The organism is Kitasatospora sp. MAA19 (assembly GCF_029894125.1).
Classification (GTDB): Bacteria; Actinomycetota; Actinomycetes; order Streptomycetales; family Streptomycetaceae; genus Kitasatospora.
Genome location: NZ_JARXYZ010000006.1, coordinates 149,142 through 173,535 on the forward strand (window position 1 = coordinate 149,142; position 24,394 = coordinate 173,535).

Below are 24,394 nucleotides of genomic sequence, written 5' to 3' on the forward strand. Positions count from 1 at the left end.
CGGATGCCGCGGCTACGGCCAGCTGACACCTGTTCAGGACAGAGGGCGCCGGGCCCAGGGCCCGCCGGGCGGCTCCCAGCGGCCTGCGGATCCCGCAGCGGCCGCAGCCCCGGGCGCCTCCGGTGGCGAGCAAGACTGCCGACCCCCGGCGTTCTCGAACGCCTTGACTCTTCCGGAGGTTGAAGCAGGTCCGGTCAGGTGGCGGGCGGTGGCGCGTCGTCGAGGAGGGCCAGGCGTGCGATGACGTCGTCGGCCAGCTTCCCGAGCAATCGGCCCAGGTCGCCGCGGTCTTGATCCGACCAGTCGGCCATGGCGTCCGCGAACCAGCCGAGCATGGACGTCGTGTAGCGGTTCGCCGCCTTCGCCCCTTCGGCGGTCGGCTCGATCAGGCTGGCGCGCCGGTCGTGCGGGTCACCGACGCGGCGGACGAGGCCGCGCCGCTCCAGCTCTTGCACCTGCCGGGTGACGTGCGGGCCGACCACCTGCATCCGCTCCGCGATCTCCCCGATGCGCAGCGGTCTGTCCGCCGCGTGCACCGTCAGGAGCACCCCCGTCGCGGGGCGGTCCAGGGTGAGCCCGGCCGCCTCGGTCGCCCGTTCGACCAGGCGGCCGCGGGTCATGGCGTTGCTCAGGTGCGTCAGCCGTGGCAGGACTGCCCAGACGGCCTCCGCAGACCGGTCCGCCCCGGCTTCGTCCGGTGACTCCGCGTTCATCGCGCCACTCCACTTGAATACCTAAGTTAGGTATATGTATTCTGAGGCTGCGACCAGCCTCCACGGGAACACCCTGCCATCCACAAGGATACCTAAGGTACGCATCTTCATGCGGCCGTCGGGAGGAGACTCCGTCATGAACCACTGCGCGAACCGCAAGGTCCTCATCTCGGGCGCCAGCATCGCCGGCCCGTCCCTGGCCTACTGGCTCGACCGCTACGGCTTCGAGGTCACCATCGTCGAGAAGGCGTCCCGGATCCGGGGCGGCGGCTACCCGCGATCGACATCCGCGGCACGGCCCGCGAGGTCGTCGACCGCATGGGGCTGCTCCCGCAGCTGCGCGAGGCCCACGTCGACACCCGAAAGCTCTCCTTCGTGGAAGCCGCCGGAACCCTCATCGGCTCCATCTCCCCCGAAGCCACCACCGGGGGCGCCGCGGGCCTGGATCTCGAAGTGCGACGCGGCGACCTGGCGCGCGCCCTCCACGCGCCGGTCCGCGGCAAGGTCGAATTCGTGTTCAACGACTCCATCGCCACGCTGGAGGACCGCGCGGACCGGGTCGAGGTCACCTTCGACAGCGGCGCCCGCCGCTCCTTCGACCTGGTCATCGGCGCGGACGGGCTGCACTCCAACACTCGCCGACTGGTCTTCGGCCCCGAGGACCGGTTCCACCGCTACCTCGGTTACGCCTTCGCCGGCTTCACCCTCCCCAACGACCTCGGCCTCGCCCACGAGGGGATCGTGTGGAACACCCCCGGCAGGGCGGCGGTCCTCTACGCCCAGGAATCCAGCGACCGCATGCACGGGTTCTTCGTCTTCCTTCGGGAGGAAGCCCCCGTCCACGCCTTCCGCGACCCTCAGGCGCAGCGCGAGCTCGTCGCCTCCACGTTCCCCGAGCGCAGTTGGCACATCCCCCGCCTGGTCACCGCCATGCGCGAGGCCGACGACCTGTTCTTCGACATCGTCAGCCAGATCCACATGCCCACGTGGGCACGTGGGCGCGTCGCCCTCGTGGGCGACGCGGCCTACGCAACCTCGTTCCTGTCCGGTCAGGGCTCCAGCGTCGCGCTGGTCGGCGCCTACATCCTGGCCGGGGAACTGGCCACGCACGCCGATCACGCGGACGCCTTCGCGGCCTACGAGCAGAAGGCGCGCCACTTCGTGGAACAGAACCAGGCCCTGGCCACCTCGGGCGGCACCGTCGTCGCCCCCAGCACCCAGGACATGCTCGACGCCCGCAACGAGGCCCTGCGCAACACCACCGACCTGACGGGAGCCGAGGGCCGCGCCGCCCATACCGGCCTGATCCTGCCGGACTACGACCACGCCGGATGACGGGCCACCCGGCCCGGCCGGCGTCCTCGTGCCCCTGTCCCGGGACCACCGCGTCGGCGGGCCGGCCCTCTCACCCGGTCGCGGGGTGCACCATCCGGCGGGCCTCGGTGAGCGTCACCTTGCCATCGGCCCAGGAGTACACCTCCAGCAGGGACAGGTAGCCGCCTTGTGTGAAGACCAGAACTCCGCCCAGGCATTCGTCCGACTCCCCGAGCAGTTCCTCTTCGAGCGCCACGGCGTTGCCCGGCAGGCCCGTCGCCGCGGCGACGGCAGCGGTGTCCACCTCCAGGGAGCATCCCGGCGGCCAAGGGGTCGGGTGCGCCCGACGAGGGTGGCCTGTCCGCTACATTTTCCGTGACAGATCGTCATGAGGAGGGCGAATGCCGTACATCGTCGACTTCGGGGACGTGTCCACCGTCGGTTTGGAGTCGTCCCCGGTCGCGGAGGCCCTCGCCGGACTACGCGCCAACGAGGCGCGCTATTACAAGAACAAGTACGATCACGTCTTCACCGTCAGCCCCGCGAGCGAGGCGCCGGAGGCGCTCGACTGGCTGAACCACATCCTTGCCAACGAGCGCGACATCGTCATCTCCGCCCGTCCGCTTGAGGTGACGTCCTTCGAGGTGGACGGTTTTCGGATGGTTCACGTGTTCTACGAGTCCGGCCTGTCGATCAACGTGATGTACGGCATCGAGACCGGGAAGAAGCGCGCAGTCGGCTTCAAGCTCTCCGAAGGGATGGAAGTTCCCGAGGAACTGGCGTCACGTTTCAAGTTCGCGCGCCAGAAGTCCAAGCTGGCCGGCGTGATCCGCGGCTCCTACTTCGTGATCAAGGGCGAATACTGAGCCCGGAGGGCCCGGACGGAGCTGTCGGCTCCGGGCGGGGTCCGGGCCGCCTTGTCGATCACGCCGGCCGTGGCGCGCTGCTCAGGCGGTGGGGGCGCCGGCCACGCGGCGCTCGCCGCCGTTGCGCTCCTGCCAGAACCGGTAGACCTCGACCGCGTCCGCGCGGGACTCGTGGCGCATCGGCAGCCGGCGCTCGTCCCAGTTCTTGGCGAACTCGCCGTAGAAGGAGTCGAGTTCGAAGTACTTGCGGTCGTCCACGTAGTGCGGCTCGTAGGCGTCGCGGGTGGTGAGGAAGACGACCTCGCCCGGGGAGCAGTAGTACAGCGAGCCCAGACACATCGGGCAGGGGTGGGCCAGCACGTAGATGGTGGTGCCGGTCAGGTGCTCGGTGCCCAGCTTCACGCACGCGCCGCGGATGGCGAGGATCTCGGCGTGTGCGGTCGGGTCGTTGGTCTGGGCGACCTTGTTCGCGCTCTCGGCCAGGATCCTGCCGTCCTTGACGATGACGGTCGCGAACGGGCGGCCGCCCTCGGCGACGTTCTGGCGGGCGATGTCGATGGTGCGCTGCGCGAAGTCCATGGGAGGGGTCCTTCGGGGAGGAGAAGCGGGGTGCTCGGCGGTGCGGGCCGGGGAGCGGGCCGGGCGCCGGGAGTGGGCTCCCGGCCCGCTGCGGGCCCTGCCGCCGATCGGATCAGGGCTGGATCAGAACGGCTTGGTGGGCAGGTACTTGCCGTCCAGGGTGATGACGGCGCGCTCGCCGCCCTCGGGGTCGGCGACCTTCTTCACGTCGAGCTTGAAGTTGATCGCGCTGATGATGCCGTCGCCGAGCTGCTCGTGGACCAGGGCCTTGAGGGTGGTGCCGTAGACCTGGAGCATCTCGTAGAAGCGGTAGACGGTCGGGTCGGTCGGGATGCCGCCCGGGATGGAACCGCGGGTGGGGATGGTCTGCAGCAGCAGCGCGGCGTCCGCGTCCAGGCCCAGGAGCTCGGCGACGGCCTCGGCGGAGGCCTTGGGCAGCGGGTGCTGGCCGAGCACGGCGGCGGTGACGAAGGCGACCGACAGGCCGGCGGCGTCGGCGATCTGCTGCCAGGTCAGGTCCTTGCGGATCTTGGCGTCGACGGCGGCGGCGGCCAGGGCCGTACGGGCGGTGTTGTCGAACTGGGCGTGCACCATGACGGTGGTGTCCTTTCACGGGGTGCCCCTCCGAAGGCCGGAGCGGCGGGATTGCGGGCGTCCCGGGACGGGGTGGTCCGGGATCGAGGGGGGTGGTTTCGGGGGTCAGGCCGCCAGGGCCGGGGTGCCGGCGGCGTCGAGCCGGGCGACCGCGCCGGTGGGGATGTCGTAGACCCAGCCGTGCAGGGTGACCTTGTTCCCGGCCAGTGCGCGGGCCACCGAGGGGTGGGTGGCCAGGTTGGCCAGCTGCGCGAGGACGTTGCCCCGCACCAGCGCGTCCACCCCGGTGTCGGCGGTGCGGGCCAGGGAGGCGTCGGCGTGGCGCAGCCAGTCGGCGATGGTCGGCAGGGCGCTCAGGTCGTGGCCCTCGGCCAGGGCGGTCATCGCGCCGCAGGCGGAGTGTCCGCAGACGACGATGTCCGTGACGCCCAGGACGGCGACCGCGTACTCGATGCTCGCCGCCACCCCGTCGGCGCCGGCGGTGTAGGCGGGGACGAGGTTGCCAGCGGTGCGGATGACGAACAGGTCACCCGGCTCGCTGCCGGTGATCAGCTCGGGCACGACCCGGGCGTCGGAGCAGCTGATGAACAGCGTCGTGGGCGTGTGGGTGGTCGCCAGGTGGGCGAAGAGCTCCGCCTTGGCCGGGAAGACATCGCGCCGGAAACGGGCGACGCCTGCTGCGAGGTCTTGCATGGTCACTCCCTTCGGAGGGTGCCGGCCCCGTTGGGCTGACGAGATCCACCATGCATGACCTGTATCTATAGTGTCCAAGACGCAATATCCATAGCTCCTATAGATGAGAGCTATGATGTGGGACATGGCCCTGGAACTGCGTCACCTGCGCTATCTGCTCGCCGTCGCCGAACACGGCAGCTTCACCCGCGCCGCCGAAGACCTGCGCATCGCACAGCCCACCCTGTCCCAGCAGATCAAACAGCTGGAGCGCACCGTGGGCGTCCAGTTGCTGGACCGCACCGGCCGCGCGGTCCGGCTGACCGACGCGGGCCACGCGTACGTGCACTACGCCCGCCGCGCCCTGCAGGAGCTCGCGGCCGCCGACCGTGCCGTGCTCGACGTCCAGGACCTCTCCCGCGGCGCCCTGCGTCTGGCCATGACGCCGACCTTCACCGCCTACCTCATCGGCCCCCTGGTCGCACAACTCCACACCCGCCATCCCGGCATCACCCTGAACGTGCGGGAGTTGACGCAGGACCGCATCGAATCCGCGCTGCTGGCAGACGAGCTCGACCTGGGCATCGCCTTCCACGGCCCCCATCTGCCCGGCATCGCCGGCACCGACCTGTTCACCGAGACCCTCAGCCTCGTCGTCGGCCCCCTCCACCCCCGGGCGGGCAGCACCCGGCCGCTGCCCGTGACAGACCTCGGCGCGCACCCCCTGGCCCTGCTCAGCGGCGACTTCGCCACCCGCGGCCACATCGACGCCCACTTCGCCCGCCACCACACGACGCCGCCCATCGCGGTGGAGGCCAACTCCATCAACGCCCTCACCGAGATCGTCCGGCGCACCCCCCTGGCCACGGTCCTGCCCGACGCCATCGCCCGCGACCACCCCCACCTCCACCCCGCCCCCCTCACCCCCGCCCTCCCCGCCCGCACCGCCGCCCTCCTGCGCCGCGAAACCGCCTACCAGAGCGCCGCGGCACAGGCGTTCACGCGCCTCACGCTCGACTGGGTCCAGGCGCTGGGGACGTGAGGACGGTGATGCGTACGGCCACGGCGCCGGGGGCCGCTCCGTGCGGAGCGGCCCCCGGCGCATGAGAAGTCGGTGGTGTCGACTTCTCATGCGCCGGGGGCCGTGTTCAGGGGCTCAGGGGCCCAGGGTTCAGGGGCTCAGGGACTCAGGGGCGGCTTCCGGGCCGGGGGCTCAGCCGGCGGTCAGGGTGCGGCCGAGGAGGGCGAGCAGGCGGTCCCAGTGGTGCTGCCGGGCGGCGGAGTCGAAGGCCTCGGTGTCGGACATGGTGAAGCCGTGGACGGTGCCCGGGTAGGTCTCGATGCTGTGGTCGACACCTGCGGCGTCCAGGGCCTGGTTGAGCTCGCTGATGGCCTCGGACGACAGGTCGCCTTCGGCGAGGCCGAGGTGGACCTGGGCGGTGAGCTTGGAGACGAGGCGGTGCGGGCTGTCGGGCGCGTCGGTGACCAGGAGGCCGGGGTGGAATCCCGCGACGGCGGCGACCTGGCCGGGGTGGGCCGTTGCGGTGCGCATCGCCAGGGCGGCGCCCATGCAGTAGCCGATCGCGGCGACCGGACCGGCGCTGACCTCGGGCTGAGCGGTGAGGAACCTGAGGTAGGCGTCGGCGTCGCGCAGGGCGCGTTCGGCGATGTGCTCCTGGATCAGGGGCATCAGCTGGGCGAAGACCGCCGGCCGGGCCTCTTCTCCGATGTGCGCGGGGAGTTCGATCACCGGCGCCGGGCCGTGCCGGTAGTAGAGGTTGGGAACGAGCACGTAGTACCCGTGCTCGGCCAGTTCGCGGGCCATCTCCCGCAGCACGGGCCGCAGGCCGAAGGCGTCCGAGTACAGCAGCACCCCCGGGTGCCGCCCGCCGCCGTCGGGGAAGGCGGCGAAAGCGTCGGCCTGGCCGTCCGCGGTGGGAATCTGCAGCGTCTTGGTGGGCATGAGGTCTCCTGTCGTGGTTGATGTATCGAGCCTGTGATCAACACGACGGAGGCGGGGCCCGCGCAGCAGCGCAGGGCCCTCGATCGGACAGCGGGCCGGCACCGGCCCGCACGGCGCTCAGAAGAGCACCGGGTCGCCAACCCGTGTGTGGCGCAACGCCGTCCCGGTAGTCATGCCGCACAGCGTAGTCCACCGGACAAAGCCGATGCCAACTCCCCGGTCCCACGGCGCGGTTCGCGCGGACGATCCGCGGACGCTCTCGGCCGATGCCCCGGCCGACACCCCGGCCGACACCTCGGACGACACCTCAGCGACCGACCGGAGGCCGCGACCAGGCACCCGTCTCCTATGCCGCCCCGCCCCGGTGCGCCGGATCGGGGCTGCACAGCCAGCCGTTGACGGCGAAGCGGCTGTCCTCGTGGCGCCCGCTCGGGCAGCTGACGGGCCGCACCTCGTGCCAGGCGGTGGGGAGGAAGAACACGATGCTGTCGTGCTCGGGCTCCCAGTCCCGCCAGGTCTGCTCCTTCCACTTCCCGGACGTCTCGGTGTACAGCGGCAGGGCCGCGTCGAACACCCGCAGCGCTCCCCCGCCGAAGGGCCGGGGCGTGCGGTGCAGGTAGTAGACGAAGGTGAGCAGGCGCCGGGGCGAGTACTCGGCGCTGGTGTCCTGGTGGGAGCGGTAGAAGTCGCCGTCGTTGTGCACGTTGAGGCCGTAACTGGGCTCGGTGTGCCGGCAGGAGACCCCCAGCGTGTGCTCGACCGCCTCCAGCACCTCGTCGATGGCGGCCGTCAGCTCGGGTGCGGCGAAGTCCTGGCAGGACCGGGAGCGGCGGAAGCCGGGGTCCAGCTCCCGGTCCCGGATCATCGAGGGCTTCAGCGCGCCGCCGGCCGAGCCGGTGGCGATGGCGCGCTCCAGCAGGGCCCCGGCCGTCCGCTCGCCCAGGAACTGGGTGATGCGGCAGACCGTCACCGGCAGCCGCCAGATCGCGCCCGTGCTCACCGCCGACGGCTGCTCCACCGCCTCGGCCGGCCCCGTCCCGGTGTCACATCCCGTCCCGGTGTCGCGCGTCGTCCCGGTGTCCTGCCCGGTCATCGTGTTCCGCCTTCCCGATCGCGACGGGTGTTCCGCGCGGCCCGCTCCCCCGCGCCCCTACCGGCTCCAGTCGACCGGGACGACGTCCTGCTTGAGCCCGCGGTCGCTGCAGATGGCGCACGGGTTGCCCGGGACGCCGGGGCCCTGGTCGGTGCCGATGGTGATCGCCCCGTGGGCGCCGGCCGGGGCGTGGACGCCGTCGCCGATCATCGCGGCCTCGTAGCCGCCCAGCAGCTCCTGGAGGGTGCCGGGGCCCAGGTTCTCCGGGGCGGTGATCGCGGCGATGCCGTCGTAGTCGGTGTAGGCGGCGCCCAGCGTCCGGCCGCCCATGGTGGCGAACACGATCTTCGCGCCGCGGATGGGCTCCCCGGTCACCGCGTCGGACACCATCGCCTGGATGTTCTCCAGCTGCATCTGGGTGACGTTCAGGCTCGCCTGACTGACCGACAGGCGGGTCGGCTTCAGGCTGGGGCACTCCGCCCCGCTGCACGACGACGGCGACGAGGCGGCCGCGGAGGCGCTGACCGCGCTCCCCACGCCCAGCGACGCCAGAGCCGCGGCCATCACCGCGACGGTCTTACGGCCTGCAGAGCTCATGTCCACTCCCGTGGGAACTGCCCGAGCGTGGGGATCCGTACCAGCGCGTGACGGCCGGGACGGCCTGGGCGCGTGCAGCACGCGGCGGGGCGCCGTCCCCATGCGGACGGCGCGGCCGAGCGTAGTCACCGCCCGTCCGGCCCAGCCAGCCGACAAGCACGAGTTAACGAGATCTGATGAACCGTCAACACGACGGGTGACGAACGCGATCGAGGCGCACCCCTTCCACCGCCCTTCACCCCCTCCACCCCCTTCAACTCCCTTCAAGACCCTTCAACTCCCTTCAACGGCCCGCCGGCGGCGGATAACTGGGCGCCGTGAAGGACGCGTTGGCGTTGAACGTGAGGCCTTCCCGGCCGGAGGCGAGCGTGCGGCCCGGATCGTTGCGGACGATCTCGATGCAGTGGCTCTCGGCGTACAGCGCGGTGAGGTGCAGGCCCGGCGCGGGCGCCTGGACCGTCTTCCGCTCCCACCTCAGAGCGGTGACGGAGTGCGCGCTCCCGTAGCCCAGCGCACGGCCCAGGGACGCGACCGACCTGGCGCCGAAGCCCTCGGCCTCGACGCCCGCCTCGAAGCCGACGGACAGCCCGGCCCGCTCCCGGTAGGGCTCGGCCTGTGCCCGGCCCACCCCCCACGGGACGAGAGCGCCGATCGTGCCCGCCCGCGCTTCCTCCCGCAGGTCCACGACCGCCTGGCGGGTGTGGAAGCGCTTGCGCCGCACGGTGTACGTCGGGGAGTTGCGCACGATCCACTGCGCGGACCTGCCCCGGTCGGCGACGGCGACGCACGGCAGGACCACCTCCCGGTCGACGACCGGCGCGGTCGCCTCGGGCACGTCGCTCCAGCCCGCGATCACCGGCCCCGCCGGCCCGCCCCGCGCGACCGTCTTCAGCGGCACGTCCAGCACGTGGACGTCGCCGGTGTCCTCCCCCTCGTAGTCGCCGTCGAAGTAGGAGATCCACGTCGCGATGCCGGGGGTCAGCAGGCAGCCCGCACCCTCGGGGACGGTCTCGGGCCGGACGGTCTCGGCGATCTCCAGGCCGCCGCGCCCGCACCGAACACCGACGGCCACGTAGCGGCGCCCGCCGATCTCCTCCTTCACGCAGCGCAGGTCCGTCTGGGCGACGAAGGCCTCGCCGTCGAGCTCGCGCAGGACGTCGTGGGCCCCGTGGACCCGGCCCGAGGACCACAGCGCGCTCAGCGCCCGGTACCCGGGGGGCGCCACCGGCACCAGGCCGCGCAGCACCCCGTCGGAGTCGGCGACCTTGCGCCACTCCCTGGGCTCCGCCAGCGCCGCCGACCCCGCACGGGTGCCCTTCACCCAGGTCATCGGGCCGTCCCTGGGGATGACGCTGCACAGGGCGTGGTAGCCCTCCGGCGGTCTCGTCTCGCCCGCGCTGAAGACGAAGGTGAGTTCGCCGAACTCCTGCGGTGCCGAGTAGCCCATGTCCGTTCCTCCCTGCCGGGCGCCTGGCGGCGTCCGGGCGACCACGGAGGCCGCGGGCGGGCCGCCGCGGGCGTCGTGGACCGTCGGTACCCATTTCAAGGCCCGGTCGGCGTTACCACCACCCGACAACTTCGACTGTCTTGACAAATTATTTTGTCGGTCGGATCCTGGAACGGTGCTGGACGTCGCTGTGATCGAAGAACCCGCCGCGGCCGAGGCGTCCCTGGACCCGATACGGTCCCGGATCCTCGCCGCCCTCGCCGAGCCCGGCTCGGCCGCCATGCTGGCCGGCCGCCTGGGGCTGCCCCGGCAGAAGGTCAACTACCACCTGAAGGAGCTGGAGCGTCACGGGCTGGTCGAGCTCGCCGAGGAGCGACGCAAGGGCAGCGTCACCGAGCGGGTGTACCGCGCCACCGCCTCCTCCTACGTGATCTCCCCGACCGTGCTGGCCACCGTGAGCCCGGACCCCTCCCGCTCCCCCGACCAGCTCTCGGCCCGCTGGCTGCTGGCCCTGGGGTCACGGCTGGTGCAGGAGGTCGGGCAGCTGCTGACCGGCGCCGCCCGGGCCGGGCGGCGGGTCGCCTCCTTCGGCATCGACGCGGAGGTGCGGTTCGCCTCCGCGGCCGACCGGGCGGCCTTCGCCGAGGAACTGGCCCAGACCGTGGCGGCCCTCGTCGGCCGCTACCACGACGAGAACGCCCCGGGCGGCCGCACCCACCGGGTGGTCGTCGGGCTGCACCAGGTACCCGCCACGACCGACCCCCGAGAGGGTGGCGCGAGCGCCACCGGGGAGGCACGGGCGGAAACACGGGCGGAGACCCGGGCTGAAGCCCAGGCACCACAGGCACTACAGGCACTACAGGCACTACAGGCACCGCAGGAACCGCAGGCACAACAGTCCGACGCTGGGCAGGAGAACCGCCGATGACGCACCCGTTCGAGATCGAGCTGGAGACGAGCCTGCCGGCGAGCCCGGAACAGGTCTGGGAGGCGATCGCCACCGGGCCGGGGATCGATGCCTGGTTCATGGGCCGCAACCAGGTGGACGGGCACGCGGGCGGGATCGCCGCCATGGACACCGGCGGCCACCGGCAGGAGGCGCTGATCACCGCCTACGAACCCGGCAAGCGCTTCGCCACCCGCACGCCCCCGGCCGAGGACGGCCGGTTCATGGCCTTCGAGTACCTCATCGAGGGCCGCGACGCCGGCAGCACCGTCCTGCGCATCGTCCACAGCGGTCTGCTCGGCGACGACTGGCAGGACGAGTACGACGCGCTGCGCCGCGGCTGGCCCTTCCACCTGGGCACGTTGCGCCAGTACCTGGCCCACTTCCCCGGACGCACCGCCGTCCCGGTCTTCGCCGCCGCGCCGACGGGCCCGCGGCCGGCACAGGACGTCCGGGCGGCACTCGCCCTCGGACTGTCGCTGCCCACCCCGGTGGCCCTCGGCGCGCGGGCGCACGCCGAGCCGGCGGGCCTGCCGCCGCTGGACGGCGAGGTGGTCTGGGCGGACGACGAGCGCTTCCAGATCCGCACCACCGACGCGATCTACACCTTCCACCACGGCCCCGGCATCGTGCTGACGTTCCACCACCTGTTCGGAGCGGACACCGGCGGGGCCGAGGCCGCCTGGCAGCAATGGCTGGCCGAACTCCTCGGCTGACCAGCTCCCTCGCCCCCCATAACCGCCTCCCCGCGGGCGGTCGACACCACTCGTCGAGCACGAGGCCTACTCCAACGGCGTCCAGAAGCAGGTCTTCGACGTCGTCCGCTGACCGGCCCGCGGCAGCCCGCGCTCGCCCCGCCGGAGTGGGAAGCCGGCCTCGTCGACTTCCCACTCCTGGGCACGTGTTACGCCCCGCCGCGGCGGGGCGTGAGCACCCCGCGCAGGGGTACGGCCAGGAGCAGCGCGAGCAGGACGAGCAGTGCGCTCGCCCACAGCGGGCCCAGGGGCCCGGCGGTGGTGCCCAGGGTGGTCGCGGCGAGGAGCGGTCCGGCGGTGGCGCCGGTGTTGAGGGCCGCCGTCGCGTACGAGCCGGCCATGGTGGGGGCGGCGGAGGCCTCGTAGAGGACCCGGGTGATCAGCGTGGCGCCCAGGGCGAAGGACAGCGCGCCCTGCACGAACACCAGGGCCAGCAGCGCGGCGGGCTCGTCGGCCAGGAGTGCGAGGGCCGGCCAGCCGGTGAGCAGCAGCGGGCCGCCGGTCGCGAGGACCAGGCCGGGTCGGTGGTCGGCGAGGCGTCCGGCGGCGGTGACGCCGAGCAGGGAGCCGGCGCCGAAGAAGACCAGGGCGACGGGGATCCAGAGCCGGTCCAGTCCGGCGGTGTCGGTGACGACGGGGGCGAGGAAGGTGAAGCCGGCGAAGGTGGCGGCGTTGACCAGGGCGCCGAGGGCCATGGCGAGGAGCAGTCGGGGGCGGCGGAGTTGGGCGAGTTCGGTGCGCAGCGCCGGTTCGCCCGTGCCGTTGCTGCGGTCAGTGCTGTTGCTGCGGCCTGCGGCGTGCGGGGCGGGGCGGGCCGGGAGGCCGTGGAGGAGGCCGGCGGCGGCGGGCAGGCAGAGGGCGGCGACGGCCCAGAAGGTCGCGCGCCAGCCGAGCAGGGTGCCGAGGGCGGCGCCCGCCGGGACGCCGGCGATCGTGGCGAGCGTGGTGCCGGACAGCAGGACGGCCAGGGCGCGGCCCTTGCGGTCGGGGGCGACCAGGGTGGCGGCGGTGGTCAGGGCGACGGCGAGGAAGCCGGCGCAGGCGAGGGCGGCGAGGACGCGGGTGGCGCACAGCAGCGGCAGGCTGGTGGTGGTGGCGCCGGTGGCGTGGGCGGCGGCGAAGGCGAGGAGGAGGCCGAGGAGGCTGGTGCGGGCGGGCCAGGTGCGGGTGAGGGCGGCCATCATCGGGGCGCCGGCGGCCATGCCGATCGCGAAGGCGGGGCCGAGCAGGCCGGCTGTGGCGACGCTGACGTGGAGGTCGGCGGCGAGGTCCGGCAGGAGGCCGGCGAGCATGAACTCGGAGGTGCCCATGGCGAAGACGGCCAGGGCGAGCAGGTAGAGCGGCAGGGGCATCGGGTGGCTCCGGGGTGAGGAGAAGCGCGAGAAGGGGGCGTCTCGTCACCGCGGTCAGCGCCCGGGAGGGCACGGGGGCACGCCGCTCCGGCCGCGGGGTGCGGCGGGAGGGCGGGGCGTGGGGTTCAGGGGGCTGACGGCGTGTGACCGAAAGACCCCACCCTGGATGCCTCAGGGCTCGACATGGGCCGCACGCTACCGCAGCGGTGCCGGTTCGGGCACGCGGGTTTCGGGCCGGCGGCGGTGCGCGCAGCCGGTTCGAGTTCGGGATGCGGGCGGTGCAGAACGGCTGGCTGCCGCAGCCGGTCTGAGCCCTGAGTTCTTCGGGCTCCCCTGCGGTCAGCCGGTGGTGGGGGCGGGCAGGGCGAGGGTGAAAAGGTCGACGGCCCGCAGACCGGTGACGTGTACGTGGTCTTCGACGACGGCGCCCCGCAGGTGGTGAAGTCCTACCGCTCGGACCTGAACACCGTCGAGCACCTGCCCGTCACCGTGCCGGCCGGCGCCACCACGGAGCGCCTGCAGTTCCGCTGCACGGGCACCAACAGCGCGTTCTGGACGGTCGACCAGGTCTCCTTCGGCGCCTGACGCCGATGCGGACCGCCCGCCGCCCCGGGGTGCAGGGGCGACGGGCGGCACCGGCCGTACTAGAACGGCGGGAGCGTGCCGAGCTTGACGTCGCCCGTGTAGTGCTTGCCGAGCGCGTCGAAGTCGTAGTACAGGTGCACGTCGTCGCCGACCAGGTAGAACCTCTGCGTGCCGTTGACGAACGGCGACAGGCCGAGGTGGAAGGTGATGCCCTGCGCCAGGCTGCCCGACGCGCTGCCGACCTTGACCTTCCCGAGCAGCGGCACGTTGGCGTAGACGACGATGGACGCGGAGCGAGCGGTCGTGTCGAGGGTGAGTGTGGTCTCCAGCGGGCCGGTGACGTAGGTCCAGGTCTGCACGTCCGTGATGGCGGGCGCGACGTTCTGGACCACTGCGACCGGGGCCGGGGCCGGGGCTGCCGGAGCGGCCGCCATGGCCGCCGTGCTGCCGAAGCCGACTGTCAGCACGGCGAGACCGGCCACCACAACACCCGCACGACGTACAAAGCGGTTCTTCATGGTTCCCTCCCAAATGTGTGGGCTGATGGTCGGGTCCCCCGGGGTGATGTCTATCAGTCAACTCAACTGCGCGGCCAGCGTGTTGTACATCACGACCACCCCCCGGCGTGCAAGTGGACTCACTCGTTCGAGTGACTTTCCTTGACTTTGCCATGCCCGCTATGCAGCGAGGAGCGGACCGAGCTGCGCGGCCCACTCCGGGTACAGAGCAGCCTTCTCCTCGTGCAGGTTCATGATGTCCCGGGCCAGCGCGGGGTCCGGGTCGGCGGAGAGGTCGGGGCCGATGGCGATCCCGGCCAGGTGCGGCATGATCTCCGGATCGCCGGCCAAGTGGACCGGGTCGTGCATGTAGCGCCGCAGCGCCGCCGACGACCTGGCGGCGGGCGCCCTGGCCGCCGTCGAGCGGCTGCGCGAGCTGCCCGCCGACGGTGACCCGCAGGCGGCTCTCGCCGACGCCGGCCGTGCGCTGCTGGAGCTGTACGGCGGCGAACACGCCTGCGCCGTACGGCGGTTGGCGCAGTCCCAGGCCGCACAGTTCCCCGAGGTGCCGGCCGGGGTGCGCGAGCGCACCGCCCTGCGCGTGCGCGCCGCCCTCGCCGACCGCCTCGCCCGCCTGGCCCTGGCCGGCCGCCTGCGCCCCTGCGACCCCGAGCGCGCCGCCGAACACCTCCTGGCCCTGCTCACCGGCCCCCTGGACTACCGCCCCGACACCCCCGCCCCCGACCTGCGCGCCATCGCCGAGGAGGCCGTGGACGTCTTCCTGCGCGCCTACGGCCCCGTCCGGGCCTGAGGGGCGCCCCTCGGGCGGGCGCGGGGGGCCGCGCCCGCCGCGCCCGCCGCCCGCCCGTAGCGCCCCATCGACTCCCCAAGCCCGGGTGCGGAGGCGGCGCAGGCGTTCACCGTTCCTCCACGGGTACTCCCAGGGCGAGAACGGCGGGAACGGCGCCCTGCGCGCCGCCCGCACCCGATTTCCGACCTCCTGGGGTGATTTGTCGGACCTTCACGTCTCTCCCATCAGATGATCACTCGGCTGCCAGGATCCCGACCCCTGGCGTACGGCGCGGTCCACTCGAATTCCTTCGCACACCGCCGAGCAGCGAAAGGCCTTCACCCCATGACCCGCCCTGCCGACCGCCCCTCCCCCGACCAGCAGCTGCGCGAGGCCGCCGCGCGCCTGGACCGGCGCCGCTTCCTCACCGTCACCTCGGCGGCCGCCGCGCTGGCGTTCACCGTCAACCTGCCGTCCGCCCACGCCGAGGACGCCGAGTTCGCCCCGCGCGTCATCACCGACAACCCGTTCACCCTGGGCGTGGCCTCCGGCGACCCGCTGCCCGAGGCGGTGGTGCTGTGGACCCGCCTGGCGCCGCGCCCGCTGGAGCCCGGCGCCGGGCTGCCGCCCACCGGTTCGGTGCGGGTGGGCTGGGAGCTGGCCCGCGACGAGCGGTTCCGCAAGGTGGTGCGGCGCGGCAGCGCCCGCGCGCACGCCGAGTTCGACTACGCGGTGCACGTGGACGTCGACGGCCTCGACCCGGACCACGGCTACTGGTACCGCTTCACCGTCGGCTCCTGGAGCAGCCCCGTCGGGCGCACCCGCACCGCGCCGGCCCGTGGGCGCCGCCTGGACGCCGTCCGCTTCGGCCTGGTGTCCTGCCAGGCCTACGAGGACGGCTACTTCACCGCCTACCGCCACCTCGCCGACGAGGACCTGGCCGCGGTGTTCCACGTCGGCGACTACATCTACGAGTACGGCATCGACGCGGCGGGCGGCGACCGCACGTACACCGACCGCACCCTGCCGGCGCTGTTCGATCACGAGACGGCCACGCTGGAGGACTACCGGCTGCGCTACTCCCTCTACAAGAACGACCCCGACCTGCAGGCCGCGCACGCCGCCCACCCCTGGTACGTCACCTGGGACGACCACGAGGTGGAGAACAACTACGCGGCCGGCATCCCCGAGAAGGGCCAGGACCCGGCACCGTTCATCGCCCGCCGCGCCGCCGCCTACCGGGCGTACTGGGAGAACATGCCGCTGCGCATGCCGCAGCCGCGCGGCACCGAGCTCACCCTCTACCGGCGCGTCCAGTTCGGGCAGTTGGCGCAGTTCGACATCCTCGACACCCGCCAGTACCGCGACGACCAGGCCAACGGCGACGGCTGGCAGTACCCCACCCCGGAGTCCGACGACCCCCGCCGCACCCTGATGGGCGCCACCCAGGAGCGCTGGTTCGCCGAGGGCCTGCGCCGCTCCAAGGCCACCTGGAACGTCGTGCCGCAGCAGGTCGTCTTCTCCCGCCGCAAGAACACCACCGCCGACCGCTCCAAGCTCTCCATGGACGCCTGGGACGGCTACCCGGCCGCCCGCGAGCGCTTCCTCGCCGCCGTCGACCAGGCCGGGGTGAAGAACCTGGTGCTGCTCACCGGTGACGTCCACGTCGCCTACTCCCTCGACGTCAAGCGCGACTTCGACAAGCCGGACTCCCGTACCGTGGGCGTGGAGTTCGTCGGCACCTCGATCAGCAGCGACGGCGACGGCGAGGAGCGGCCGTCCAACTGGAACACCCTCATGTCGGCCAACCCGCACATGAAGTTCTACGACGGGCGGCGCGGCTACACCACGCTCACTCTGGACCGCCACCAGGTGCGCGCCGACTACCGCGTCCTGCCGTACATCACCCGCCCCGGCGCCCCGATCACCACCGCCGCCTCCTTCGTCACCGAGGCCGGCAACCCGGGCATCCGCCCGGCCTGACCCGCCTGACCGGTCCCGCCGCTCACGGGGGCGGCGGGACCGGGCTGCCGATGCCAGCCGTTCCCGGGCACAGACGGCAGCCGGCGGTCAGGCGGCGGCAAGGCCGCCCAGGTTCAAGCCGACAGCCTTCGCGGACCTAAGCGCTGCTCTGGCGCGGTCCGCGCCGGTGCGGGCGGCCGCCGCATCGCTGCCGACTCCGACCGGCCGGGGTGCGAGGCCCGCGCACGGGCCGCAGATGCCCGGGCGGGGCACCGGATCGTGGCACATGGCGCACTCGGCGTACCGGGCCACTGCGGGCCGCACGGCGGTCTGGGCGGGCGGCATCTTGCGCTCCAGCCGGTAGCGGAGCACCGCGGCCGCCGAGTGCACCGGGGCGGGCAGACCCGGCAGCAGGGCCTGGGCGAGGTCGGCGGGACCGCTGCCGCGCTCCAGCCACTGCGCGACCAGAGGCGCGAGTTCACGAGCCTCGGCCTCCCCCAGACGCAGGCGCGGCTCCGGGCGGATCACCCGGAACAGTGTGGCGACCGCCTCCCGGGCCTGCTCGTCCGGCACCGCCACGGGCTGCTCGTCGGCGGTGACCGGCTCCCCGGCCCGCCGGGCGGGGAGGGAAGGTTCTTTCCGTCGGTCCTTTACAAGGGCGACAGCACCGTCGGTTGCCGCCTCACCGGGCGCCGGACGGGTGGCACCCGGTGGCGAGAGCTGAGGGGTGTCGTAGACGTGGGTCTCGGTGATGATCGTGCCGTCGGGCATCCGGATCTTCTCGACGCGGTAGAAGCCCGCGTCGGCCAGCTCCTTCAGCGCCTTGCGGATCGCGCCCCGCCCCTGGGGGCTGGTGTCGGCCATGTGCCGACCGTCCTCGCGCCAGCCGTCCGGGCGGGAAAGGAGGTCGGCGAGCAGGCCGCGGGCGGTGTAGGACAGCCGCCGGCACTGCAGCATGCCGTTGGGCAGCACGGTGAAGTTGCGCACGTGGGCGCTACGATGGACGCGCATCGGGAGGTCTCGCTCCTGTTGCCGGACCCCGGAGCGTTGGCGCGCTGCCGGGGTCGCCTATTTTCGGTTAGGTTACGGAACGTACCACAACGATCAGGCACACAACGGGCTTTTGTGACAACCGCCCTGACGGCACGCCAGACCGACCGTCGGCGCCCGACGGCCTCACGCGCGGGGTCACCGTCGCGGAGTTCAGCGGGTCGGACGAACCATCGCCGTCAATCGAGGCGATTCCGGTGATGGCTGCTGGGCGTTGAACGCCTGGTAGCCCCAGGTCTCGTAGAGACGCTGGACCTTCCCGTCCCCGGCGAGCGGGTTCACCATCAGCGTGACTCGGCCTTCGGTGCGGCTGGCCAGCAGTGCGTCGTGGATGCGACGGGCGGTGCCGGTGCCACGCCAGGGCGTGCGAACGCCGATCTCCTTGATGGCCAGGGTCGGGGTGTCGGTCCAGCCGTCGGGAAGCTGATCGGTCATGCGCTTCCAGTACCGGTCGCCGGCCTCGATGGTGTTGCCGTAGACATATCCGACCGGCAGTTCGCCGTCGTAGCCGAGGACGAGTTCGAAGCCGGGATCGGCGGTATGCCGGTCGAGGCGTTCGGCGAATGCGGCGACGCGGTAGTTCGGCAGGTGCAGCAGCGGGCCGCGCACGTCGGCGTAGACGTCCAGCAGATCCTGCCGGGCTTCGGGCGCCAAGGCAGTGTGGTGGCGGAGTTCGACGGTCACGCGGTGGTCCTCCAAGTGTCGTGAGTGTACGCGGTCCAGGTCCTGTCCGATGTGCCGCCGGGCGCCCGCTCATGCAGGTTGGTGCCGAAGGCCGCCAGCATCCGCTTCATGTGCACAGAGTCACGCCCATCCACCGGTCGTCCGGACTGGGCGGGTGGGGCCTTTCGTGCGTTCTGGGCCTGTTGGAATCCAACAGGCCGAAGGGTTCCGGCGATCGAGGGACAAGTCCGGCTCATCTTGCGTGGAGGCGCGTTAGGGGTGTGGCTCTGGCCGGGTTCGTGCAATTTCGTGCATGCGGGGTTGTGCTTCTGACTCGCACGGCTGACGGTGGTGCACGTCCCTGCAACTCCACAGACGTTGGAGATCGTCATGGCACTAGCTAGCTGCCGTACGTGTTCCAGGTGATGACGGCGCCGTCGCCGCCCTGGGAACCGTCGCTACCGGACCCCCGCCCGTGCCGTCGAGACCGCAGTTCTCGGAGAACCTCTGGTTGGTGGCGCCGTAGGCTCCGCGGCCACCGCCCCCGCCGGCGCCCCCGTCCCCGCCGTCGCCGCCGTGGCCTGCACCCTGCGGAGGCGCGAGCTCGGTCAGCGCGGGATCGCCGTCGGCTGCGCCGGCACCGCCACAGCCGCCCTTCCCGCCGTCCCCGACCGTTCCGCCGACACGTCCGCTCTCCGCCTCGGAGACGCCCCGGTAGCCGCCCGGAGCGCCTCGTACGGACGGAGGGGGCCTCATGCGGGCGCCCGGGCGGGTTCCTCCGGCCGGGCGCCCGTTGTCGTGGTTGGCACCAAGTGCGCCGGGTGTGGGGAGAAGCTGACACTGGATCGTATGTTCGAGGAATCGCTCCGCTGGCAGGGTGGAATCCGCAGACAGCAGACGGAGGGCGCCCGTTCGGGGTGGTCCTCCCTGGGAAACGCGGAGGCGTCCTTGAGGATCACGAAGCGTGCCGTTCGGGGTGGCACTGTGCTGGCCGGGGCCGTGGGGCTGGTGGTGCTGGGGTCGCAGGCGCAGGCCGTGGCGGCCGTCGGCGGGCCGGCGCGGACGGTGCCGGCGAAGGCGGCGAAGGCGGCGGTGGGTCTTCCGTGGCAGGCGCGAGGGGCGGAGCGGGTCAATGGCTGGCAGTGAGCGGGCGGGCGGTGGCCACGAGGTGTGGGTCGCCGCCGCCGGGGACCGGGCGGGGGCGGCCGCGACCGCCGTGATCCGGTTGATGGGGATGCTGCCCGAGGGCTGGATCTGCGAGCAGCGGGTCGAGGGCGGGCGGATCGCGCTACGGGTCGTCCCCGCCGCGGGCGGGACGGCCGAGGCGGTGGAGCGTTGGCTGGCCGGGGCGCTCGCGGACCGGGCGTTGACCGGCTGGCGGGCCGTCCCGCCGGGGGCGTGACCCCGGCGGGACGGCGGTTGGACGGCGGTCGGGACGGCGGTCGGGACGGCGGCGGGGTCAGATCCAGCCGCGTTCGCGGGCGAGCAGGGCCGCCTGGGCGCGGCCGCCGGCGCCCAGCACCCGCAGGATCTCGGCGATGTGCCGGCGGTAGGTGCGGACGGAGATGCCCAGGTTGCGGGCCCCGATGTCGTCCTTGCCGGCCTGGCACATCTCGGCCAGGACGAGCTGTTCCACGGCGGAGAGCCGGTGTGCGGCGTCGGACTGCGCCGCCGGGTCGGGCAGGTCGGAGGCCTCGTTCCAGATCTTCTCGAACAGGGCCAGCGCGTTGGCGACCAGCCCGGGCTGCCGGGTGAGCAGTGCGCCGCGCGAGGTGTCGGTGGGATCGGCCGGAACCAGGACGGTCTCGCGGTCGTAGACCAGGATCCGCTCGGACAGGTCGTCGAGGACCCTGATCTCGGCTCCCTGCGCCGCGAGTTCGTGCAGGTAGCCGGCGGTCGACGGGTGTGACAGTGCCTGACGGAGGATCATGCTGCGCATGCGGACGCCGCGTTGCAGACATCGGGCGTCCAGCGGACGGGCGTGGGCGATGTTCTCCGGTGTCAGTTCGGTGTACGGCTCCGCGGAGAGGATCTCGTGGCGGGCGAAGAAGGCCAGGTCGTCGATCCGGGTGCGGATCTCCTCCAGTGCCTCCAACTGCTCGACGTCCTGGGCCGGGTGTGACCGCGGGCCCTGCTCGCGGCGCAGCTCGTCGATCAGCCGGCGGGACTGGGTGACCTGCTGCAGTTCCTCGTGAAGGGACAGCAGGCGGAGGCGGCTGAGCCGGTCGACCGCCAGGCCGGGATCCGACGCGGTGAGCGCGCCCGCGTCCGACTGATGCAGCAGGCCGAGCTCGATGAGGCGGTCCAGGGCCGCGCGGACGGCGGCCGGCGAGGTGTGCAGCAGCAGGTGGACGTTCTCGTCCGTGGTTTCCGGGTTCCGCAGGAAGTGGCGGTAGAGCCGTTCCTCGACCGGGTCGAGGCCAAGTGTGGACATGCCGGTGCCGGCCATGACGTTCCCCCTGGTGTGATGCTCGGCGTGCCGTCCGACGGCGGCCGCGTGGGCGGTCGCGCGGTGGTCGGACGTTGGCGTTCGGTCGTCAAGGGGATGGTAATTCACTGGTGGGTCGATAGTAATGTGATGGAAAAGTGTAGAGGTTTCCGACAGTGACCCGCGGTCGGGTCGCAGTGGACTGAAATGCCGATGAAGGAGGGCACATTGGGAGTGTTGACGGGGGCATCGGTGCACGGGGCGATGGACTTCTCCGTGCTCACCGACCGGGAACGGGAGGTGCTGAGACTGCTTTCCTCGGGAGAGACCAACCGCCGGCTGGCGCGGCACCTGGGAATCACCGAGCGGACGGTCCGGGCGCACACCGCGAGCATCGTGCGCAAACTGTGCCTGCGGTCGAGATTCGAGGCGGCGCTGGTGTCGGCGCTGAACGCCGAGGAGCTGGCGGACGAGGAGCCGGCGAACGGGGCGGTGTCGGCGGTCGCCGCGGACTGAGCCCGGGGCGGCGGCGTTCTCGGGGGTGTACGGCACGAGGCCGGGCCCGTACGGAATTCGCTTCCGTACAGGCCCGGCCCTTTGTCGTGCGCACGTGGCCCTGGCGGGTCACGGGATGAGCGCGGCGACCGCTTCGACGAGGAGCATCCAGGTCGGGTGCCCGCCGGTGCCGAAGGCGGAGGCGAAGGCGTAGCCGACGGCGGCGTCGGCGGGGCGGGCCGGGACGTCCTCCCGCCACTCGGCGATGACGATCTGGTCGCCGTCGCTGGAGAAGTCGCCGAGGCGCTTGCCGTCGCGGGTGAGCCGGCTGCTGGGGATGGAGTCCGGGACCAGGACGTAGACGGCGCCGTCGTACGTGGTCTCGACCCGGTAGGACCCGCGGAGGAACTTGCCCTTGCCCGGGCGCAGCGGCACGGGCGTGCCGTCCACGGTCAGGGTGAGGTGGGCGGCGTCGCGGGTGCCGATGGCGATCTGCGGGTCCGGTTCGCAGTCCGGGTCGCGGGTCAGGACGACGGTGGGGATCCGCTCGCCGGACACCGTCAGCCGGTCCTGGCCCTCAAGGCTGACGGTGATCGCGCCGAACAGGGTGTCCTCGGTGGTGAAGGGGGCGGGCGTCGGCCGGTCGGTCATCTGTGCTTCCTTCGGTGGGGTCGGAACTCCGGGCACGAGGCCGGGAGTTCGAGGGCCAGGTCGATCCTCGCACCTGCCCGGCGGAGTGCTCACCCGGCGGCGGGCGCCAGCCGGCTGCCCGCCAGCTCGCGGTAGAAGTCGCTGCGGTCGAGCAGCTCCTCGTGGGTGCCCTGGTCCAGGACGCGGCCGCGGTCGAACAGGACGAGCCGGTCGGCCGAGGCGACGGTGGAGAGCCGGTGCGCGATCAGGAGCACCGTGCAGTCCCGCGCGGCCAGTTCGACGGTGGAACGCAGTGCCTGTTCGCTGCGCCCGTCCAGATGGGCCGTCACCTCGTCCAGCAGCAGCACCTGCGGGCGGCGCAGCAGCGCGCGGGCGATGGCCAGCCGCTGCCGCTCGCCGCCGGACAGGGCCAGGCCGCGGGCGCCGATCTCGGTGTCCAGGCCGTCCGGGAGTCCGGCCACGAAGTCGGTGAGCAGCGTGCGGCGCAGCACGTCGGCGATCTCCTGCTCGGTGGCGTCGGGGGCGGCGTAGAGCAGGTTCTCGCGCAGGGTGCCGGCCAGCATCGGGCAGTCCTGTTCGACGTAGGCGATGCGGCGGCGCAGATCGGCCCGGGGCAGCGTGCCGACATCGGTGCCGTCCAGCCGGATGCTGCCGCCGTCCGGGTCGTAGAAGCGCTGGAGCAGGGAGAACAGGGTGGTCTTGCCGGAACCGGAGGAGCCGACCAGCGCGGTGATCCGGCCGGCCGGGGCGGTGAAGGCGACGCCGTCGAGCGCGGGGGCGCGGCCCGGGTAGGCGAAGGTCACGTCGGCGACGGTGACGTCGGGTGCGTGACCGGTCGGGTGGGCCGGGGCGGCGTCGACGTCGTCCTCGGCCTCCATCCGGTTCAGCTCCTCGATCCGGGCGAGAGCGCCCAGGCCCTGCTGGAGCGAGGAGAAGCCGCCGACCAGCGAGACGATCGGTCCGCCGAGGTTGAACAGGTAGAGCAGGAAGGTGACCAGCGCGGCCAGGTCGAGGCTGCCGGTCGCGGCGAGCACGCCGCCGAGGCCGATCACGGCGAGGAAGGAGGCCTGTACGACCAGGCCGGCCAGTACGGCGATCAGCGCCTGGTACCGGGCTCCGCTCAGTCCGGCCTGGTAGGCCCGCTCGGCGGCGGCCTCGGCCCGGGCGGTCTCGGTCGCCTCGCCGCCGTTCGCCTTGACGGTACGGGCGGCGCCGAGCGCGCGGTCGAGGGCGGCACCGATCTCGCCGACCGACTCCTGGGCCCGGGTGGTGAGCGTGCGGATCTTGGGCATCACCACGCCCAGCGCGATGCCGACCGCCACCAGTACGGCGGCCGTGATGCCGAGCAGCGGCAGGCTCACCACGCCCATCAGGACGATGGTGGCGATCAGGTGGACCGATCCGTCGACCAGCTGGATCAGGCCTCCGGTCGCGGCGTGCTGGACCAGGGTGCTGTCGGAGGTGACGCGGGTGGTGAGGCTGCCGGGCTCGACGCGGTCGAGTTCGGCGGTGCGCAGCCGGATCAGCCGGGCTATCAGGCCCTTGCGGACCTGGAACACCACCCGCTCCGAGGTGCGCTCGCCCAGCCAGGCCTGCCCCCAGGTGAGGGCGACGGAGAGCACGAACAGCCCGCTCAGGAGCAGGATCTCGTCGCGCAGCCCGTCACCGGTGGTGAGCTTGACGAGGACGTCCTGGACGACCAGCGGCTGGGCCAGGCCGGCCGAGCTTCCGAGCAGGGTGAGCAGCAGCACCAGGGAGAGGACCCCGCGGTGCGGCCGTGCGTAGGCGAGCAGCGCACGCAGGGCGGGCCGCTCGGCCGGAGTCTGTTCTACGTCAGGTGTGGTCACGCGATCATTTGTATCCCCTTCCACGCGTACGGGGACATGGTCACTTGCGGCAATGCCGCCGCCGGAATTGCCGAGGCGGTCATGACGGAAGCGGAATTGGCGGGAGCGGCGATACCGCAATTGCCAGTAGTGGCCGGGAAAACCGGCGGGTCAGGATGTGGTCGTCCCCAGGGACAACGGGCCGCCGGCCGATCCGGGAGAACCGGGTGCCGGCCGATCGGCCCGGTAACGGAAGTCCGTATTCCGGAAGTCCGCATTCCAACGGAGGAGATCCTCATGCAGAACACCACCGAGCTGGACCTGTTCGACGGCTACACCGCCTACACCTCGGCCGAGGAGCTGGGTCTGGCGGACGGCAACGAGACCGGTCCGGCGTTCACGCCCACCATCCCGTGGGCGATCCGCGCCACCATCATCAGCGCCAAGTCCTCGCAGCAGTGCGCCGCCGCGCTCGGCTCGCTCGCCGCGCGGACCATCGAGAGCAAGTGCTGATCACGCATTGAACCCTGATCGGGGCGGGACGGCGCCGTGGCCG

General features: G+C 72.4%; 28 protein-coding genes and 1 pseudogene. 12 read left to right on the plus strand and 17 right to left on the minus strand.

The window, feature by feature from the left end; genetic code table 11:
* Positions 1-194 precede the first annotated feature (194 nt).
* The gene (locus tag P3T27_RS12545; protein ID WP_280677537.1) at positions 195-713 is read right to left on the minus strand and encodes a MarR family transcriptional regulator; all 519 of its coding nucleotides are present in this window, start codon (positions 711-713) and stop codon (positions 195-197) included.
* A 136-nt stretch (positions 714-849) separates the two neighbouring features.
* Between P3T27_RS12545 and P3T27_RS12550 the strand changes: the two are divergent.
* A pseudogene (locus P3T27_RS12550) lies at positions 850-2,048 on the plus strand (FAD-dependent monooxygenase).
* A gap of 70 nt (positions 2,049-2,118) precedes the next feature.
* Here the strand turns inward: P3T27_RS12550 and P3T27_RS12555 are convergent.
* On the minus strand, positions 2,119-2,331 hold the full coding sequence (locus P3T27_RS12555; RefSeq protein ID WP_280677539.1) for a hypothetical protein: 213 nt from the start codon (positions 2,329-2,331) through the stop codon (positions 2,119-2,121).
* A gap of 97 nt (positions 2,332-2,428) precedes the next feature.
* Between P3T27_RS12555 and P3T27_RS12560 the strand changes: the two genes are divergently transcribed.
* Positions 2,429-2,893, plus strand: coding sequence for a hypothetical protein (locus tag P3T27_RS12560; RefSeq protein ID WP_280677541.1), 465 nt, complete (start codon positions 2,429-2,431; stop codon positions 2,891-2,893).
* 81 nt (positions 2,894-2,974) lie between these two features.
* Here P3T27_RS12560 and P3T27_RS12565 read toward each other — a convergent pair whose 3' ends face one another.
* The 3 genes from P3T27_RS12565 to P3T27_RS12575 form a co-directional block, all read right to left on the minus strand.
* Complete coding sequence (locus P3T27_RS12565; RefSeq protein ID WP_280677543.1) at positions 2,975-3,472, minus strand: nucleoside deaminase; 498 nt, start codon at positions 3,470-3,472, stop codon at positions 2,975-2,977.
* A 123-nt stretch (positions 3,473-3,595) separates the two neighbouring features.
* A complete protein-coding gene (gene cynS / locus P3T27_RS12570) occupies positions 3,596-4,066 on the minus strand; it encodes a cyanase (RefSeq protein WP_280677545.1) in 471 nt (156 codons plus the stop codon).
* A 105-nt stretch (positions 4,067-4,171) separates the two neighbouring features.
* Positions 4,172-4,759: a carbonic anhydrase gene (locus tag P3T27_RS12575; RefSeq protein ID WP_280677547.1), complete on the minus strand. Its 588-nt coding sequence runs from the start codon at positions 4,757-4,759 to the stop codon at positions 4,172-4,174.
* Between the two features lie 124 nt (positions 4,760-4,883).
* Here P3T27_RS12575 and cynR point away from each other — a divergent pair, with 124 nt between their 5' ends.
* Positions 4,884-5,780 carry a transcriptional regulator CynR gene (cynR, locus tag P3T27_RS12580; RefSeq protein ID WP_280677549.1) on the plus strand — a complete coding sequence of 299 codons (897 nt, stop codon included), beginning with the start codon at positions 4,884-4,886 and terminating at the stop codon, positions 5,778-5,780.
* Between the two features lie 171 nt (positions 5,781-5,951).
* Here cynR and P3T27_RS12585 read toward each other — a convergent pair whose 3' ends face one another.
* From P3T27_RS12585 to P3T27_RS12600, 4 genes are all read right to left on the minus strand, one after another.
* Entirely contained in the window at positions 5,952-6,701 is a 750-nt protein-coding gene (locus P3T27_RS12585) for a dienelactone hydrolase family protein (RefSeq protein WP_280677551.1), read from the minus strand.
* Positions 6,702-7,047: 346 nt separating this feature from the next.
* Positions 7,048-7,794 (minus strand): 2OG-Fe(II) oxygenase, encoded by a 747-nt coding sequence (locus tag P3T27_RS12590; protein WP_280677553.1) that lies wholly within the window; start codon positions 7,792-7,794, stop codon positions 7,048-7,050.
* A 57-nt stretch (positions 7,795-7,851) separates the two neighbouring features.
* Positions 7,852-8,391 (minus strand): hypothetical protein, encoded by a 540-nt coding sequence (locus tag P3T27_RS12595; RefSeq protein ID WP_280677555.1) that lies wholly within the window; start codon positions 8,389-8,391, stop codon positions 7,852-7,854.
* A 283-nt stretch (positions 8,392-8,674) separates the two neighbouring features.
* Positions 8,675-9,838: a hypothetical protein gene (locus P3T27_RS12600; protein ID WP_280677557.1), complete on the minus strand. Its 1,164-nt coding sequence runs from the start codon at positions 9,836-9,838 to the stop codon at positions 8,675-8,677.
* Positions 9,839-10,013: 175 nt separating this feature from the next.
* Between P3T27_RS12600 and P3T27_RS12605 the strand changes: the two genes are divergently transcribed.
* Positions 10,014-10,766 carry a helix-turn-helix domain-containing protein gene (locus P3T27_RS12605; RefSeq protein ID WP_280677559.1) on the plus strand — a complete coding sequence of 251 codons (753 nt, stop codon included), beginning with the start codon at positions 10,014-10,016 and terminating at the stop codon, positions 10,764-10,766.
* The gene (locus P3T27_RS12610) at positions 10,763-11,500 is read left to right on the plus strand and encodes an SRPBCC domain-containing protein (RefSeq protein WP_280677561.1); all 738 of its coding nucleotides are present in this window, start codon (positions 10,763-10,765) and stop codon (positions 11,498-11,500) included. The genes P3T27_RS12605 and P3T27_RS12610 overlap by 4 nt, the downstream gene beginning before the upstream one ends.
* A gap of 188 nt (positions 11,501-11,688) precedes the next feature.
* Here the strand turns inward: P3T27_RS12610 and P3T27_RS12615 are convergent, their stop codons facing one another.
* The gene (locus P3T27_RS12615) at positions 11,689-12,891 is read right to left on the minus strand and encodes a Cmx/CmrA family chloramphenicol efflux MFS transporter (RefSeq protein ID WP_280677563.1); all 1,203 of its coding nucleotides are present in this window, start codon (positions 12,889-12,891) and stop codon (positions 11,689-11,691) included.
* 402 nt (positions 12,892-13,293) lie between these two features.
* On the opposite strand from P3T27_RS12615, the gene P3T27_RS12620 reads away from it, so the two are divergent.
* Entirely contained in the window at positions 13,294-13,476 is a 183-nt protein-coding gene (locus tag P3T27_RS12620) for a hypothetical protein (RefSeq protein WP_280677565.1), read from the plus strand.
* Between the two features lie 59 nt (positions 13,477-13,535).
* Here P3T27_RS12620 and P3T27_RS12625 read toward each other — a convergent pair whose 3' ends face one another.
* Together P3T27_RS12625 and P3T27_RS12630 are read right to left on the minus strand one after the other, a co-directional pair.
* Positions 13,536-13,994, minus strand: a complete 459-nt coding sequence (locus P3T27_RS12625) for a hypothetical protein (RefSeq protein ID WP_280677567.1) — start codon at positions 13,992-13,994, stop codon at positions 13,536-13,538.
* A gap of 159 nt (positions 13,995-14,153) precedes the next feature.
* On the minus strand, positions 14,154-14,342 hold the full coding sequence (locus P3T27_RS12630; protein WP_280677569.1) for a hypothetical protein: 189 nt from the start codon (positions 14,340-14,342) through the stop codon (positions 14,154-14,156).
* Between the two features lie 127 nt (positions 14,343-14,469).
* Between P3T27_RS12630 and P3T27_RS12635 the strand changes: the two genes are divergently transcribed.
* Complete coding sequence (locus tag P3T27_RS12635) at positions 14,470-14,784, plus strand: TetR/AcrR family transcriptional regulator C-terminal domain-containing protein (protein ID WP_280677834.1); 315 nt, start codon at positions 14,470-14,472, stop codon at positions 14,782-14,784.
* 324 nt (positions 14,785-15,108) lie between these two features.
* Positions 15,109-16,746, plus strand: coding sequence for an alkaline phosphatase D family protein (locus P3T27_RS12640; protein ID WP_280677571.1), 1,638 nt, complete (start codon positions 15,109-15,111; stop codon positions 16,744-16,746).
* 87 nt (positions 16,747-16,833) lie between these two features.
* Here P3T27_RS12640 and P3T27_RS12645 read toward each other — a convergent pair whose 3' ends face one another.
* Positions 16,834-17,736 (minus strand): hypothetical protein, encoded by a 903-nt coding sequence (locus P3T27_RS12645; protein WP_280677573.1) that lies wholly within the window; start codon positions 17,734-17,736, stop codon positions 16,834-16,836.
* A 192-nt stretch (positions 17,737-17,928) separates the two neighbouring features.
* Entirely contained in the window at positions 17,929-18,459 is a 531-nt protein-coding gene (locus P3T27_RS12650; RefSeq protein WP_280677574.1) for a GNAT family N-acetyltransferase, read from the minus strand.
* A gap of 927 nt (positions 18,460-19,386) precedes the next feature.
* Here P3T27_RS12650 and P3T27_RS12655 point away from each other — a divergent pair.
* Positions 19,387-19,584: a hypothetical protein gene (locus P3T27_RS12655; RefSeq protein WP_280677575.1), complete on the plus strand. Its 198-nt coding sequence runs from the start codon at positions 19,387-19,389 to the stop codon at positions 19,582-19,584.
* Positions 19,571-19,840: a hypothetical protein gene (locus P3T27_RS12660; protein ID WP_280677577.1), complete on the plus strand. Its 270-nt coding sequence runs from the start codon at positions 19,571-19,573 to the stop codon at positions 19,838-19,840. The genes P3T27_RS12655 and P3T27_RS12660 overlap by 14 nt, the downstream gene beginning before the upstream one ends.
* Positions 19,841-19,897: 57 nt before the next feature.
* Here P3T27_RS12660 and P3T27_RS12665 read toward each other — a convergent pair whose 3' ends face one another.
* A complete protein-coding gene (locus tag P3T27_RS12665; RefSeq protein ID WP_280677578.1) occupies positions 19,898-20,887 on the minus strand; it encodes a helix-turn-helix transcriptional regulator in 990 nt (329 codons plus the stop codon).
* Positions 20,888-21,100: 213 nt separating this feature from the next.
* Here P3T27_RS12665 and P3T27_RS12670 point away from each other — a divergent pair, with 213 nt between their 5' ends.
* Complete coding sequence (locus P3T27_RS12670; RefSeq protein ID WP_348534096.1) at positions 21,101-21,382, plus strand: LuxR C-terminal-related transcriptional regulator; 282 nt, start codon at positions 21,101-21,103, stop codon at positions 21,380-21,382.
* Between the two features lie 108 nt (positions 21,383-21,490).
* Here the strand turns inward: P3T27_RS12670 and P3T27_RS12675 are convergent, their stop codons facing one another.
* A complete protein-coding gene (locus tag P3T27_RS12675) occupies positions 21,491-22,012 on the minus strand; it encodes a hypothetical protein (protein ID WP_280677579.1) in 522 nt (173 codons plus the stop codon).
* Positions 22,013-22,101: 89 nt separating this feature from the next.
* Positions 22,102-23,859: an ABC transporter ATP-binding protein gene (locus P3T27_RS12680; protein ID WP_280677580.1), complete on the minus strand. Its 1,758-nt coding sequence runs from the start codon at positions 23,857-23,859 to the stop codon at positions 22,102-22,104.
* Between the two features lie 276 nt (positions 23,860-24,135).
* Between P3T27_RS12680 and lxmA the strand changes: the two genes are divergently transcribed.
* On the plus strand, positions 24,136-24,351 hold the full coding sequence (lxmA, locus tag P3T27_RS12685) for a lexapeptide family class V lantibiotic (protein ID WP_280677582.1): 216 nt from the start codon (positions 24,136-24,138) through the stop codon (positions 24,349-24,351).
* The last annotated feature ends 43 nt before the right edge of the window (positions 24,352-24,394 follow it).

Coding starts and splice junctions, on each gene's coding strand:
- P3T27_RS12595 (WP_280677555.1), bottom strand. CDS start 8,391: ATGAGCTCTGCAGGCCGTAAGACCGTCGCGGTGATGGCCGCGGCTCTG.
- P3T27_RS12590 (WP_280677553.1), bottom strand. CDS start 7,794: ATGACCGGGCAGGACACCGGGACGACGCGCGACACCGGGACGGGATGT.
- P3T27_RS12565 (WP_280677543.1), bottom strand. CDS start 3,472: ATGGACTTCGCGCAGCGCACCATCGACATCGCCCGCCAGAACGTCGCC.
- cynR (WP_280677549.1), top strand. CDS start 4,884: ATGGCCCTGGAACTGCGTCACCTGCGCTATCTGCTCGCCGTCGCCGAA.
- P3T27_RS12615 (WP_280677563.1), bottom strand. CDS start 12,891: ATGCCCCTGCCGCTCTACCTGCTCGCCCTGGCCGTCTTCGCCATGGGC.
- lxmA (WP_280677582.1), top strand. CDS start 24,136: ATGCAGAACACCACCGAGCTGGACCTGTTCGACGGCTACACCGCCTAC.
- P3T27_RS12675 (WP_280677579.1), bottom strand. CDS start 22,012: ATGACCGACCGGCCGACGCCCGCCCCCTTCACCACCGAGGACACCCTG.
- P3T27_RS12645 (WP_280677573.1), bottom strand. CDS start 17,736: ATGCGCGTCCATCGTAGCGCCCACGTGCGCAACTTCACCGTGCTGCCC.
- P3T27_RS12625 (WP_280677567.1), bottom strand. CDS start 13,994: ATGAAGAACCGCTTTGTACGTCGTGCGGGTGTTGTGGTGGCCGGTCTC.
- P3T27_RS12545 (WP_280677537.1), bottom strand. CDS start 713: ATGAACGCGGAGTCACCGGACGAAGCCGGGGCGGACCGGTCTGCGGAG.
- P3T27_RS12660 (WP_280677577.1), top strand. CDS start 19,571: ATGGCTGGCAGTGAGCGGGCGGGCGGTGGCCACGAGGTGTGGGTCGCC.
- P3T27_RS12560 (WP_280677541.1), top strand. CDS start 2,429: ATGCCGTACATCGTCGACTTCGGGGACGTGTCCACCGTCGGTTTGGAG.
- P3T27_RS12640 (WP_280677571.1), top strand. CDS start 15,109: ATGACCCGCCCTGCCGACCGCCCCTCCCCCGACCAGCAGCTGCGCGAG.
- P3T27_RS12600 (WP_280677557.1), bottom strand. CDS start 9,838: ATGGGCTACTCGGCACCGCAGGAGTTCGGCGAACTCACCTTCGTCTTC.
- P3T27_RS12575 (WP_280677547.1), bottom strand. CDS start 4,759: ATGCAAGACCTCGCAGCAGGCGTCGCCCGTTTCCGGCGCGATGTCTTC.
- P3T27_RS12665 (WP_280677578.1), bottom strand. CDS start 20,887: ATGGCCGGCACCGGCATGTCCACACTTGGCCTCGACCCGGTCGAGGAA.
- P3T27_RS12610 (WP_280677561.1), top strand. CDS start 10,763: ATGACGCACCCGTTCGAGATCGAGCTGGAGACGAGCCTGCCGGCGAGC.
- P3T27_RS12630 (WP_280677569.1), bottom strand. CDS start 14,342: ATGCACGACCCGGTCCACTTGGCCGGCGATCCGGAGATCATGCCGCAC.
- P3T27_RS12585 (WP_280677551.1), bottom strand. CDS start 6,701: ATGCCCACCAAGACGCTGCAGATTCCCACCGCGGACGGCCAGGCCGAC.
- cynS (WP_280677545.1), bottom strand. CDS start 4,066: ATGGTGCACGCCCAGTTCGACAACACCGCCCGTACGGCCCTGGCCGCC.